Consider the following 13919-nt stretch of genomic DNA (forward strand, 5'->3'; position numbering starts at 1 on the left):
CCAGCTACCAACCTTCGGGAACAAAAGTTCATGGATCAAAAGAAACCTATTCGCTCCTAAGACTTTTAACAGGATTCGCTAATGCGGCCTTTACGGCCTGGAAGCTAACAGTACACATGGCGATCAGCAGCACCAGCATTCCGGCCCAGCCAAATAAAGACCAACCCATGGTGATCCTGTAAGGATAATTCTCCAGCCATTTTACGCCAGCCAGCCATGCCAGTGGAATTGCTATTACCAGTGCGATTATCACCAGCTTCACAAATTCTAAAGACAACGCTGCCGCTATATTCTGGACCGATGCGCCTAATACTTTCCGAATACCTATCTCCTTAGTACGCTTCTCCGCAGAAAGAACAGAAAGACCAAATAATCCTATACAACTTATAAAGATGGTAAGAACAGCGCCAAAGAAAATAATCTGTTTCCATCTGGCTTCTGATTCATAATTCCGCTGATTCAGTTCATTCTTAAATACATAGGTATACGGACTGAAAGGGAAAAAACTTCTGAACTTCGTTTCTATATATTTAAGGCTGCGGGTAGCTGTGTTGGGGCGTATCTTAATATAAAAAGTTCCGTAAGGATTTGAATTGCTCATTGTAAACAACTGGGCCCTTATTTTTTCATTAAGGGTAGTAAAATGATGATCTTTTACCACACCGATTACTTTATATGTTTTATTATTCTGAAAGTTGAAAACAACTGATTTACCAATAGGATCTTTCCATCCGGCCTCCTTTACAAAAGTTTCATTAACCAGGACAGAATGGACAGAATCACCCGGGTAATCAACTGAAAAATTTCTACCTTTTACCAAAGGGATCTTTAAGGTGTGCAAATAAGATTCATCTACTGTTTCCCATGCAAAGTTGATAGATGAGTCGTTGTCCAATTTAGCGGCAGTGCCCCAATAACCTCCGTTTTTAGGTGCTACGTATGCAATATCCGGATAGCTAAGCAGTTCGTGTTTAAAGACTGCAGCTTCCTGGTGCGACATATTATCCTTGTTAACTATTATGATGTCACGATCATCATATCCCAACTCCGCTTTTGTAAGATAATTGAACTGGGAATAGATAGTAAAAGTAGCTATAATTAAAAAGGCAGCAAGCGTGAATTGAAAAACCACGAGCGACTTCTGCAAGCCCCCATTACCTTTCAGCGTAAATCTGCTGTAGAGGGTTTCAACAGGTTTATATCCTGATAGTATAATGGCGGGATAGAATCCTGCGAGTAAACCTGTAAGCAGGAAAAGTGCAAAATAACCTGCCAGCAGCTTGAAATCGAACAGGTAACTAATTGCCAGTTTTTTACTTGATAAATCATTAAATAGTGGAAGGGCCAGTTGTGCCAGGATAATTGCCAAAGCAAAAGCTATTGCACACAATACAAACGATTCTCCCAAGAATTGTATAATAAGTTGTCTCCTGTCACTTCCTATGGCCTTACGTATCCCGATTTCCTTTGCACGCCTCACAGAACGGGAAACAGTAAGATTTACGAAATTTATATTTGCAATCAGGAGCACAAAAAGTGCAATGCCGGAAAGAATATAAGCATAAACAGGATTGCTGGCTTTCTGCAGGCCATTCTGCGCTGAAAGGTCTTTGCTCAAATGTATATTGAGGAACGGCTGAAGGGAATAAGTTTCCAGACGGGAATTGTCGGGTTGTCCGAATCTGGCATTCATAGCTTTCAGTGTTGCGCTTGCATCTTTCACATAAAACCGTTGCATTTGTTGAGCAACGGAATTCGGATCAGCATTATCATTGAGTTCAACAAAAGTATTAAGGTAATAAGAAAACCAGTTCTCATTGTTATTTAAATCTGCTTGGGTTTCCCTGATAGGTAGGAGGATCTTAAATTCAATGGTGGAGTTTTGCGGGCAATTTTCTGTAACAGCAGTTACCTGGTACGGCACAAATTTCTCATTCTCCCTTAACATAAGAATTTTACCAACTGCGTTCTCCGTACCAAATTGTTTCTTCGCTTCTTCCTTTGTAAGTACAACAGAATGCGGGTCTTTCAAACAGGATTGTGCATCTCCGTCAATCAAAGGAAAGGTAAATACTGACAAGAAGTTAGCATCTACAAAAAGGAGGTCTCTGCTTTCTACTTCAGCACCCTTTTTAAGATCTGCCCGGCCATCCTGAACGCGCACAAATGATTTGATCCCGCTTACATTCCGCGTAAACCTGGGTCCCTGTAATAAGCCTGTACTCGAAAATCTCTGCTCTGTGCCATTGACAACTACCCTTGAAACTATTCTGTAAATGCTGGCACTCTTCTTATGAAAACGGTCAAAGCTCACTTCATCCTTTACATAAAGCAGTATCAGCATAGCGCAGGTAAGACCAATAGTTAGTCCTGCAATATTGATTAGAGAGTAAATTTTATTTTGCGCAAGTGTGCGAATTGCAATCTTCAGGTAGTTTCTAAGCATATAGGCAATATAAGCTCCCTGAGCATTTCAATGCCTATGCCAAAATGCAAGCATCTGATTAATAATTATTTATATAAGTCCAAATCCAGCAAAATGTCCGATTAAGAACATGAAGTGTACGTCAACGGGCAGCCAAAAACTTAGGGCACCTTAGATTCGAACGGATTAGCAGCACCCATGAGTTGTTATTGCATGTGCCGGGGCCTAATACTTAAATAGCACCACCAGATTGGAAATTGTTAATCGAGTTTATGTATGCTCACATCTGTAAAATATCCAAGCGTTCCCGGACCAATCCAAAGGCCTATGCTTCCACGCAGATCTTTGCCCTGCTTCAGGTCATTGACAATCAAAGTAGGTTGTTCGGCACCGTTAACATAGAATTTGGCCGTTTCATCTTTTACTTCAATTTTCACTTTGATCCATTCAGCCGGCATCATATCGGCATAGGCCTCGTATTTTCCAGGTGTTTCTTCCCGTGATCTATCCCAAGGGTAGCCCGGCAACGAAACATACTGAGTCGAATGATTCCTCCGTACCTGGTCATTTGCCCGGCCGTTGGTTGGACGAATGTAAAACAACTCCATTTTGGAGGTATCCTTACTTACACGAAAGGCAATGCCAATAAACCCACGTGCGCCTTCCCCGGCATTCACCTGTGGTTGTCCTGAAATGGTTGCTTCAATGGTACCATTATGAAAATCGGTATTTTTGAGCAAGGCAACTGTCTTTTCGTTAATGGCGGTGTTCGTCATTTGCAAAGCCAGCGCGTTTTTGCCTTTATAATCTGATTGCCTAACAGTTACCTGATAAGGAATGACGTTATCAGGAACAAGGGAAAGATGCTGTGCCTGAGACGATGCAAATAAAAATGCACTCATTCCCAAAGTAATCAATAAAACTTTTTTCATTGGAACTGATTTTAGTAGATATTTCAATGCGCGCGGCCATCCGGACATTGGATTTCAAACGCTCATGCATCCCAAACTGTAATATTCGATAAGAAGATGACGTCCTCACCAGATTCCATAAATTCAAATGAAAAATATACAAGCCCCCTGGTTCATTCATAACTAAGCTACCTTATTAAATTTGTTACGATAATCACCCGGCGTCATGCCGACTACTTTTTTAAAGATTTGCCGGAACGCTTTGACGTCACCATAACCCACCTCGTACATTACTTCCAGGATTTGTTTACTTGTTGATTCAAAGCTCCGTTTGGCCGCCTCTACTTTAACACGCTGAATATAATCTGCCGGAGAAAGCTGTGTAGCCTTTTTAAAGCGGCGGGTGAAGTTAATCCGGTCCATAAAACAATGTTTTGCCAACTGCTCTACTGTTAACCGGTCACCGATGTGCTGCTCTATATATTCCTGCACGTTTCGTATCATCTGGTCCTTATGATCCTTCAATCCATTAAACAGGATAAAAGGTGATTGGGAGTTGCGATCAATATCGAGCTGCAGTACTTTTGAACAGTAAAGCGCGACTTCGCGGCCGCTATATTTTTCAACAAGATAAAGTACCAGGTTTAAACTGGAATGACCACCTCCTGCCGTATATAGCCCCTGATGTTCTGTAATGATCCTGCTGGTCTGCAGGTCCAGTTCAGGAAATAATGCACGAAAATGCGCTGCAGCCTGCCAATGTGTTGCACAGGGTGTATGCCTGAGCAATCCTGTGGCGGCTAAAAGGAAAGTACCTGTACACAAGCTGGCCACTTCGGTTCCCCTGCGATATTGTTGTGTTACCCAATCCAGCATTTTTGCGCTTTTCTGTATGCCGAAGTCGTACTCATGATCGAAGCTGGGCAGCAGGATCAGATCTGTTTTAGTAATATTTTCGAACGGTGTGATATTTAACTGGAAAGTTCCGTTCAATAACTTCTGCCGAAGGTCGGTACCTGCCAGTTGGATATGATAATAAGGCGGTTTACCCTGCGCCAGGTAGAACTGGTTAGCTTTCTCGAATACTTCGATCGCTCCGAAAAGGGTACTTGGTTTTAGTACGCCATCAGCTATTAAGATCGTTACACTTTTCATATTATAAAGGTAAACCACTCTATATGCACAAACAACCCCTTAAATTGCTAAATGTACACCCCCTCGGAGTCCCCGGTGCACTCTAATTTTGCTTTCATGAAAAAGACAAATATTCTTGTGAGCGGAGCAGCAGGGCAAAGCGGCGGTTTAATTCTGCGGGAACTGGCTTCGCGACAACAACCGGTCCGGGCCCTGGCACGCAATATAGCAAGCGCAAAAAACGGGACTGATATTCCCCTAATTGAATGGATCGAAGGCGATATGTTGGCAAAAGATACCCTAAGGCCAGCCCTGGAGGGTGTGGAGCGCACTATCCTGATCTCATCGGCAAATGATCGCATGGTGGAAACACAATGCACCTTTATCGACGCCTGTAAAGAGGCCGGTGTAAACCATGTCATTAAATTTTCCGGTGAAGAATCACAGGAAGGATACGATGCGCAACAATTTCGTTTTACCCGCGAACATGAGCAGATCGAGGATTATCTGGAAAAATCCGGCATTAAATGGACACACCTGCGCCCCAGCCAGTTTATGCAGGTATACCTGCGGGAGACGGCAGCCATCAGCAGGCATGGTGCATTGCGCCTGCCTTTAGCGTCAATCCAAATGTCGCCCGTCGATCTGCGCGATGTAGCGAAGATTGCCGCTTCTTTACTAATTGAAGGTGGATACCATGGCCGGTCTCTTCGCATTACAGGACCAGAGGCGCTATCTATATCTGAGATTGCCCGGATATTATCTGACACCACCGGTAAAGAGATTCTTTATGTCCCTGTAAGCTGGGAGGAACGAAAAACAGCATTGGCAGCTACAGGCATGCCGGGTTACTTTCTTGATGCGCTTGCAGAACAGACTGCCGAAAGGGTAAGCAAGCCGCAAGCTTTTATTGATATCAGCACACATCAATTATTTGATATAACGCCAACTACCTTTGCACAATTTGCAGAACAACACAAACACATTTTTAACCAGCAAATTCTAATGCAGGTATCCAAAAGCACATTTAACAACTAAAATATTATGAAAAGCACACAGATAAGCTATTCCGTAAAGCCGGAAAAAACCGGTGAACACATCGACCTGATATGCGGCGTATTTGAGGAACTGGATCGCAGTCATCTGACAGAGGTATCCTATAGTTGTTTTCAAACAGGTGAACATACCTTTATACATATCGCACAGTTTGGCAGTGAGGCTGCACATCAGGCATTCACCAACCTGCCTTCATTTAAGGCGTTCAGTAAAAACTCAGGCGATCGGATTGTCAACAAGCCCGTTTCAATTGATATGAAGGAAATAGGTGATTACAAAAATAGACTAGCATGAGAAAATTAATTGTAAGCAGCTTTGTCTCCCTTGACGGCGTTGTAGATAAACCCTGGGAGTGGGTCGGGTCTTTTTTTGATCAGGAGCATAAGCAGGACTCATTAACGAAGCTTAAAGATGTCGACCTGTTTTTGTTAAGCCGTCCTACTTATGAACATTTTGCATCGCTATGGCCGAATATTAAGGGGGAGGCTTATTTCGATCACATGAATGCGTTGCCAAAGCTTGTGGCGTCTAAGACCATCAAGGAAGCCGGATGGAATGCGACAGTCATCAATGGGGAAGTAACCGAAGAAATTGCCAGGCTAAAGCAAGGACCGGGTAAGCATATTCTTAAATACGGATTTGGTGACCTTGACAGGACGCTGATGTTGCATCATCTCATTGATGAACTTCAGCTTTGTATTATTCCTGTTGCAGTTGGCAAAGGCCGCCGTATTTTTGAAGGTATGGACCCTGACCAAGTCAAACTCACATTGACGGATATCCGTAATTTTGAGAATGGTGCAGCGATATTAACCTATGTCCCATCCGGTTCAAAAAAGCAATAAGAATGAAGCGGGAGAATACTTATTTAAGTTAAAATCAAAGGCTCCGTTCTTTACATTGATCGTTTCTCCCTGTATGTTTCCCCGCAAATCAATTGGTTGAACCTCTTTAACTTTATACCCATCAGGGAGCTGTACGGTACAATTACCGGATATACCTGCCTGCTCCCACAATCGCAAAATGGTTCCGCTACTGTCAGGATTTTCGCCGAATGCCGTTACTAAAACACCGGTTCTTGAAATAGATATGCCCTTCCTTTTTAAAGGTTGGTTTCCGGAGGCTCCTTCTGCTACTCCTGTCAGTAATGGCACCCGGGCTTCCCAGGATTTTTGTATTAGATTGGGTACAGTTTCCGTGTGTTGATCTGTCGCCCATATCCGGACTCTTTCGCTCCATGTACCATCCTGCCAAAGAGGGTAATTAGTGTTCCACATGTTATTGTAAAGATTAACAAATACCGATGATCTTCTGGGCATATCATCTAAAGAGAATTTCCATAGCCCGGGCTCCCCCAAACTGATAAGGGGAGCATCTATCGGCGCAAGCGCCACTCCTGATTTGTTTGCAGCCGTAATGGCAACACCTGAATTTACCGCCATCAAATACCTGTTACTGCCGGAAATAATATCTGTTGCCGGATTTATCGCCCCTCCCAGGCGGCCAACCGTGAACGCAGGTTTATCAACGGCAAATGGGAAACAAAGCCACCCTCCTTCAGGTTGTTTGTCTGGGGTTTTAGATGCTACAAACCATTCAACATCCACATATGCTTCCTGCCGGGGGAAAGTAAAAACAATAGTGTAACTTTTTGCATAACCTTTTGTCTCAGTTGTCGATAAAACAGCGACATCGGTTGTTGGGGTATGATGCACAGATAATTTCCAGTCTTCAGGAGTAAAAGACAGATAAGGGATTTTGTCTGCCGGCGGCATACCCGGTTTACCTAAATCATCCAACCCCCACCCCTCTTTAATCCTGCTGTATGCATTAAACCATTTATCCACTTCATTAGCACTAAAGCGTTCATGCAAAAACTGTCCCATTACATAGGCAGAAGAACTATCTACCAGTTCACGACCAGTACTTTTTTCTTTTAAAGATGATATCCCACCTCTTTTTAAATCGAAAATAGCGGTAAAGCACGGTGTGCTTACTGTGGTCTTTTCATCAGACAATGTGGTTTCATTTTTCAGTTCTTTTCCGGATATGGCGACATACCCGCCCGCAGGAACATCTTTCACGAAAATGGTTTTACCTTTTTCCCAGGGTACTTCCACTATTCCTGAACGTTTCCAGGATAGCGGATTATATACTACGAAACGCTTTCCTGCTATATTTATCGATTTTGCCAATGCGTTTAACCGGGATGTCAGTTCCTTTGTTACGATGTTGTTTGTATTTTGAATATACTGGCGCTTTTCGTCATAAGATTTTAACCATTTTGTTTTGCTTCCTATTTTGGTGTTTTCCGCATCGCTATTGGGCAACCCGGAATAGTCCCCATTCAGGGGAACAGGTTCGGCTTTTGCTTCTTCCAACCATTTCTTCCAGTCATCGCCATAGCTATACCGGGGACCATATCCGGCATTCATACCCCATGTATGCTCACTGTATAAAAGGCTTTGCTCATATGATTTCGCCAGGCTTTGTGCAACTGACTGATTAGATACGCCCCAGATGTTCATTTGTGTTGAAAGTCCATCCAGTACAGATTCCAACGGACGGATATTCCTGGCAATCTTTGATTCCTGCGGGTTTGCCATCAGGCCATGTATCCATGTATCCGGCATATCTCCGGTAACAGTTGGCAAATCTGGTTTTTCGGCGATAAGCGCATTGGCAAAATCATCGAGGGTCCCGAAATGGACTTTAATCCCCGGCATTTCCTTCCTGGCATAGGCTAAAAGATTCGCTATATCTTTTTCCGAAGGTGGTCCGGCATTGTCATTCGTCATTTGCATCGCCAGATAATTTTTACATGGCCAGTTTTCAGTTGGCTTGATATCGGAGCCGTACAAAGCGGTATAATTACAAAGTATTTTTGAACCATCAGGGCCTTGCCACCAAAACAATTCAGGCAGACGGGGATACTGGCTGGCAGGATTACAACCCAGCTGCAGAAACTTAATACCGGCATGATTCAACAAGGTTGGTAAAACCCAGGAATGACTCGGCACATCTGTCATTTTTGCACTAATGGTCATTGGTAGTCCGTACTTCCGGGTGACGGCAGACGAATAATAAAGGCCACGAACCAGCTCCTCATAATCGAGCGACTCCGTTTGCATTGTAAAAGGAAGCCCGTGTACTACAATCCGGCCATCCCTGATACTTTTTTCAATTCTTGCCTTCCTTTCAGGAGTTTGCAGAGGGCCAAGTATCTGTGCCTGTAAAGGCCAGCCCGGAACTGTCCAGGCGAATCGGTGATCTTGTGATTGAGTGGAATTTTTTTCTATTATTTCCAATGCCTTATCCATCATTTCTGTGCGATAACGCTTGAAAACATTCTGTGGTAAATCGGTAAATCCTAAGTCAAAATGGGTCTTAAATACCACCCATACGTCTGTTACTTTCGAAATATGGGGATTAGCTGTTATTCGATCTTGTGCACCTGTTCTTATTATGACTAATAAAATAACAACAATTAATATGTTAATTCTTTTTATCATAAATAGCATAGCTTTTCATATCAGAGGCTGACCAATCCCCGGATTTTGAATACAGGAAGACATCAACCAACAATTCTCTTCCGTAATTCATGCGGGAACGGTGCGCTAAGCTAAATGATATATCCCGGTAACATACCGTCAAAATTGACATTATCCTATGTTATTTTGCCCCTTCAAAGCTGATTTTCTATTTTATTTTAGGCGGATACATTATATATGTTCCTTCGGGCAATTGGTAAAACGACGCAGGCTTTTCCAGCTTCACAACGCTTTCTGCCATCATCCCTCTTATTTCGCCGTAGCCTCTGTCGCTGTAAACCAACAAAGCCATACCGGGTATTTTTTGCAGATATTCAAACGAGGGCAAATAAAACCGGGGCAGTTCCGGGCAGTACCACACCGTTGTTTCCAGCTTTGTATCACCCGGCCTTACTGCATCCGGGGTATAATTGATTACTGCACGTTTACAGAGATAGCCGGCTACAGTCATTGTATCATTGGTTAGTGTAATACCACCGTGCTTTTTCCACCGCTCCGGAAAACCCTCACCAGCATGATAAACATTGGTTTTCATAAATTCATCAAAATTCATCGGAAGCGCCATTTTGCCCCGCAATTCCATCAGTCTTTTGATTTTATATTCTATCTGCCAGATTGTTTTATCGCCGTTGGGCAAAATATCCTCTGCATACAAATACCCGGGATGAGCATAAACTACCAAAGGTTTCCAACCGGCCTTTTCTATCCGTTCCTGCTCCACGTGCATCGGCACTTCAGATGGGCTGCTGGTATCTGTTGCCTTCATGTAAAAGCCAAAATCTACTTTATAAATGTCTAACAACCGGTTGTTTTTTGCTTGGGCATTGCCGTTTGTAAATGTCATAATTGCTGATAACAAGAGCAATAACTGAAAGATTGGTTGTGGGCTCATATTCCAAAAATAGACATTATGGCGCTGACAAATATCCCTGGATACAGGTATTTTATTCCTTGTATTACTGAGTATCTTTGTAATGTGAAAGAACTATAAAAGTTTTGTTGCCTGCCCCAAACATCAATATTGCTATAAAAATTATGAAGTTGCAAATTACACCCTTCGCTATTATTTCGATAATAGCACTGATAGCTACCATTTATTATTTACAAGGTATACAAAACATACCCAAAGGCAGGTATGGGGGCTATGTCGTCTTGCTAACAGGGCTTTTATTTGTGATTACATTGGTATTAGATGTAATTTTCAGGTTTACCATCAAAAGCCTCCCAACAATTTGGATTGTAGAAGCAGTATTGGCTTTTATTGGCCTCGTTGTCCTTTGGGTTTGACACAGAAAATATGAAACAGATCATTATATCCGGACTTTTAATATTATCAATTCCATGTATTGGACAGACAGTAACCAAGACATTAAAGTATGGAGGAACTTACAGTTATGGAGACAATGTTGAGAAAGGTCGTATCGGAACAATTTATATTTATCCCGAGACAGACAGCACTATTCTGTTTTATATTGACTTAAATCGCGGGGCTCCTTCATACAACACGGGGTATTTATATGGACGAGTGATTATTAAAAATGACAACGGGACATTTTATACTAAAATTGACCCCGCAGAGAATGGATGTAAATTGATTTTTAAGTTTTCAAGAAGCAAGTTGACAATACAGTCAATTGAGGTTAACTGTGGCTTTGGTGGTTTAGTATATGCAGACGGAGAATTTAAAAAAATATCAAAAAAGCCATTGGACTATTTTGAGGATGTGGAAGGAAAAAAGGTTTATTTTAAAACTACAAAACCTGAAGAATACAATAAAGATTAAAGTATACAAAGCGTTGCCATAAAAGGAAAGACACTATTTTAATAGCATTTGCTCAGTAAAGAAAGATATTGCCATAGTATGAAAACATCGCCATCAAATATCTTGATATTTCTTTTCTTTCTAAACACCTCCGCTATGGCACAAGCAGATACTTCTTTTAACCAATTCGAAAAAACCTATATCGCGTTTGTTGATAACAGCACGCCCCTTGCCTCTTTTTTGGTAAAAAAACTAAGTCGAGAGGAATGGAAAAATTCGAACACAAAAACTGCGGATAACAAAAACACCTTAATCACACCTGTATCAAACGGAGCTACCACATTAACCGGAATAAGAGTTGTGGAAGAGATTTATACAACTGCACCAAGGGGCAAAGGAGAACGTGTAGGGCAAACCATCGCCACCAACCTGCAATTTAAGGGACAATATTACGGAATAAAAAGATTGCTTGAGATAAGGATAACGGAATGGAAACCGGCGGAGGTTAAGCTGGTATCATACAGCGAACTATGGCTGAAAGTAAAATTGCTATACCCGAATGATAATGGCGATAAGGTTATTGAAAAAAGTACTTACGATTATATCAGGCTAATACTCCCATTTGATGATAAGCAATAGAAAAACAATCCACATCCATATCATTTGGCCATACATTCTACGCCACAGCCCTTTTTCGTCTGCTTTGTAATATTCTATCACTTTTTCTGAATTTATGGACGCTTATATTTTAGTAAATCGGCCTGTTGCTTGTCCTCTTCCGAAAGTGGTCGTCCTGTTCTTCCTGTGATGGTAAGCAATTCCAAATTTGGCAAAACGATGTTTACATAATCGGAGTCATACGTGACCTCTGAGCCTTTGGGTAAGCGGTAGCCTAGTAAAATGTAATCGTCGGCCAGCGTTCCCCTGATAAATGTGCTATCGGCGCCAATCATCACCTCCCCAATACAGGGCCAGCCAAATACCAGTTGTTGGTGGGTAAGCGTAACGTTCCATTCATTATGCAAGCCAACCCTGATAATATCCTTTACCTGTAAATTGAAAAAACGGGCAGGTTTCGATAAATGAACGGAGTCAATATCGTTCAATTGTGCCTCTTTCCTGGAGTTCATATCAAACTCCGTAGCATAAAAAACGGTATCTCCGGCCGAAAGTGCAATGCCGGCTGTAGTTTCGGGCTGCTTCAAGATATAAGTATGTAGCATTTTTTGTGGCCTTACCTCCCGTTTATTGATTCCATTATTTATTGATCCGCCCGGATCCCATACCATTACCACCATCGGAAATAACAGCACAGTGGCGCCAATACCCGAAATCCATCTTATACCCGGTCTGTTATTTCTGTGGAGGCAAGCCCAGAGCAGTAAAAAAGCTATGGGTACAGTAATGTACCAATAATAAAAGGTGTAAAACAGGTACTTCCCAAAAGGGTCGAAGTTAAAATCCATAATTTATCAGTTTATTGCAGTTGCAATAGCGGGATAGGGCACTATTACGCTAGCCGTTCCCTATGGTACAGAAATCGAATTTCCTTTTGCTAAATTTAAAGCAAATAGGTAACTTAAGCTGATTAAACCTATTGTCATATAAAAATAGTTTTAATCGCCCTCAGGGTGCTGTTACCACATAATTAAAATTTTGATTTAACAATGAATAGTATTCGCACCACTTTTCTGGATCAGATAGACAATGAAATTATCGAGAAAAAAGAAGCTTTGGATTTATTTATAAATTTGAATGATAATGATTTAGCGTATTCTAACACAGGTTATTTTCAATTGAAAATATCAGATGAAAGCAACATCATACTACATTTCTCCATTCTAATAAAGAAACCATATCATTCAGATATGACGAAAATATACCCAATAGCAGGGATGGTGATTCCTGGTATACCTCAAACGAAAACGACGATTCTAAAATAATGGATGCAGGTGATGAAAATTATGTTCCTGAAAACTCTTTTTTACCTTTACCTCTTTCTTTAGAACTCATAACTGCCTTTTTTAATAATCCAAAGGAGAAGCCTGATATTGTGAATTGGAATGATGTGAATAATTTTAAGTAATGCCAGCAAAAAAACAATCGCCATTCATAAAGATAGCTCTCTGTAAATCTCCTAAATGCTATCGCTCTACTCAATCATTCGGTGATCGATTTCTCGTCACAGATTAGTAGTCTGGGTTAGCTTAAAAAATTATTAATGAGATCCAATACCTCATCAAAATTTGTTTCTAATACCTTGTGACCGCCATCAAGGACATGAATCTGGGCATCAGGTAAGTCTCTTTTATAACAAGGGCTTCCTCTACGCTGAAATATATATCATACTTGCCCCATATAATCAAGGCTGGAGGCTGGTAGGCACGGAAATACTCCTGAAAGACAGGAAACATTTCGATGTGATTTTTTAAATCACAATTCAGCTCAAACTGCATATCAATATTGCCGGGTCTCTTCATAAGCTCCCAGTCAAGCATCCGTAATTCAGGACTGACCCTGGATAATAATTTCTCCGGCAATCCCCCCTCATATTGAGTCTTTATACCTTCCTCGCTCAGGAAGCCAGCAACTTTCGCCTTCTTTTCGGAAGTGGGGTTATGCCAATAGTCTAATATTTCATCCCACTGCGGGCCGATGCCTTCATCATATGCACTACCGTCCTGAACAATTATCCGCTCTATTTTTTCGGGATGATCTACACATAAGCGTAAGCCAACAACAGAGCCGTAGTCATGAAGATAAATTGTGAAGGTCTTTAGTCCAAGTATATCCGTGAACTTATTTATATACCTGGCTATGTTGCCAAAGGTGTACTCAAAATGCTCTTTGTCTGGAAAAGCACTAAAACCAAATCCGGGATAATCAGGGGCCACAAGATAGAATCTATCCGAAAGTGCAATCATCAAATTTTTAAACATTACAGATGCGCCTGGAAGGTCTCCATGTAAAAGTAATAGTGCAGGGTTCTTTCTGTCTCCGGCCTCGCGATAGAAAATATCAATGCCGTCAACGGTTGCCGTTTTATTAAAAATTTGCCTGCTCATGCTTGTAGTATTTAA

General features: G+C 41.6%; 14 protein-coding genes. 7 read left to right on the top strand and 7 right to left on the bottom strand.

The genetic code is table 11. The features are described 5' to 3' along the window. Nucleotides 1-46: 46 nt before the first annotated feature. The 3 genes from AB6805_RS00975 to AB6805_RS00985 form a co-directional block, all read right to left on the bottom strand. Nucleotides 47-2446 (bottom strand): ABC transporter permease, encoded by a 2400-nt coding sequence (locus tag AB6805_RS00975; protein WP_370907593.1) that lies wholly within the window; start codon nucleotides 2444-2446, stop codon nucleotides 47-49. Between the two features lie 239 nt (nucleotides 2447-2685). Further along, a complete protein-coding gene (locus AB6805_RS00980) occupies nucleotides 2686-3357 on the bottom strand; it encodes a hypothetical protein (RefSeq protein ID WP_370907594.1) in 672 nt (223 codons plus the stop codon). A gap of 162 nt (nucleotides 3358-3519) precedes the next feature. After that, entirely contained in the window at nucleotides 3520-4491 is a 972-nt protein-coding gene (locus AB6805_RS00985; RefSeq protein WP_370907595.1) for a GlxA family transcriptional regulator, read from the bottom strand. Between the two features lie 96 nt (nucleotides 4492-4587). Between AB6805_RS00985 and AB6805_RS00990 the strand changes: the two genes are divergently transcribed. The 3 genes from AB6805_RS00990 to AB6805_RS01000 are packed head-to-tail and all read left to right on the top strand — an operon-like array spanning nucleotide 4588 to nucleotide 6371. Then, nucleotides 4588-5508: an NmrA family NAD(P)-binding protein gene (locus AB6805_RS00990; protein WP_370907596.1), complete on the top strand. Its 921-nt coding sequence runs from the start codon at nucleotides 4588-4590 to the stop codon at nucleotides 5506-5508. A 6-nt stretch (nucleotides 5509-5514) separates the two neighbouring features. Then, complete coding sequence (locus AB6805_RS00995; protein WP_370907597.1) at nucleotides 5515-5820, top strand: antibiotic biosynthesis monooxygenase; 306 nt, start codon at nucleotides 5515-5517, stop codon at nucleotides 5818-5820. Beyond that, the gene (locus AB6805_RS01000) at nucleotides 5817-6371 is read left to right on the top strand and encodes a dihydrofolate reductase family protein (protein ID WP_370907598.1); all 555 of its coding nucleotides are present in this window, start codon (nucleotides 5817-5819) and stop codon (nucleotides 6369-6371) included. The genes AB6805_RS00995 and AB6805_RS01000 overlap by 4 nt, the downstream gene beginning before the upstream one ends. On the opposite strand, the gene AB6805_RS01005 is transcribed toward AB6805_RS01000, so the two are convergent. After that, nucleotides 6357-9038 (bottom strand): glycosyl hydrolase-related protein, encoded by a 2682-nt coding sequence (locus tag AB6805_RS01005; RefSeq protein ID WP_370907599.1) that lies wholly within the window; start codon nucleotides 9036-9038, stop codon nucleotides 6357-6359. The two genes, AB6805_RS01000 and AB6805_RS01005, sit on opposite strands and share 15 nt — an antisense overlap. A 187-nt stretch (nucleotides 9039-9225) precedes the next feature. Next, nucleotides 9226-9921 (bottom strand): hypothetical protein, encoded by a 696-nt coding sequence (locus tag AB6805_RS01010; RefSeq protein WP_370907600.1) that lies wholly within the window; start codon nucleotides 9919-9921, stop codon nucleotides 9226-9228. A 453-nt stretch (nucleotides 9922-10374) separates the two neighbouring features. Here AB6805_RS01010 and AB6805_RS01015 point away from each other — a divergent pair, with 453 nt between their 5' ends. Both AB6805_RS01015 and AB6805_RS01020 read left to right on the top strand, forming a co-directional pair. Further along, nucleotides 10375-10860: a hypothetical protein gene (locus AB6805_RS01015; RefSeq protein ID WP_370907601.1), complete on the top strand. Its 486-nt coding sequence runs from the start codon at nucleotides 10375-10377 to the stop codon at nucleotides 10858-10860. A 135-nt stretch (nucleotides 10861-10995) separates the two neighbouring features. Continuing rightward, nucleotides 10996-11478 carry a hypothetical protein gene (locus AB6805_RS01020; RefSeq protein WP_370907602.1) on the top strand — a complete coding sequence of 161 codons (483 nt, stop codon included), beginning with the start codon at nucleotides 10996-10998 and terminating at the stop codon, nucleotides 11476-11478. 92 nt (nucleotides 11479-11570) lie between these two features. On the opposite strand, the gene AB6805_RS01025 is transcribed toward AB6805_RS01020, so the two are convergent. Further along, nucleotides 11571-12305, bottom strand: coding sequence for a hypothetical protein (locus tag AB6805_RS01025; protein ID WP_370907603.1), 735 nt, complete (start codon nucleotides 12303-12305; stop codon nucleotides 11571-11573). Between the two features lie 201 nt (nucleotides 12306-12506). Here AB6805_RS01025 and AB6805_RS01030 point away from each other — a divergent pair, with 201 nt between their 5' ends. Next, the gene (locus AB6805_RS01030) at nucleotides 12507-12782 is read left to right on the top strand and encodes a hypothetical protein (RefSeq protein ID WP_370907604.1); all 276 of its coding nucleotides are present in this window, start codon (nucleotides 12507-12509) and stop codon (nucleotides 12780-12782) included. Further along, the gene (locus AB6805_RS01035) at nucleotides 12782-12925 is read left to right on the top strand and encodes a hypothetical protein (protein WP_370907605.1); all 144 of its coding nucleotides are present in this window, start codon (nucleotides 12782-12784) and stop codon (nucleotides 12923-12925) included. Before AB6805_RS01030 ends, AB6805_RS01035 begins: the two co-directional genes overlap by 1 nt. A gap of 166 nt (nucleotides 12926-13091) precedes the next feature. On the opposite strand, the gene AB6805_RS01040 is transcribed toward AB6805_RS01035, so the two are convergent. Continuing rightward, complete coding sequence (locus tag AB6805_RS01040; protein ID WP_370907606.1) at nucleotides 13092-13904, bottom strand: alpha/beta fold hydrolase; 813 nt, start codon at nucleotides 13902-13904, stop codon at nucleotides 13092-13094. Between the last annotated feature and the right edge of the window lie 15 nt (nucleotides 13905-13919).

Origin of the sequence: Chitinophaga sp. RCC_12 (assembly GCF_041360695.1) — a bacterium.
Lineage (GTDB): Bacteria > Bacteroidota > Bacteroidia > Chitinophagales > Chitinophagaceae > Chitinophaga.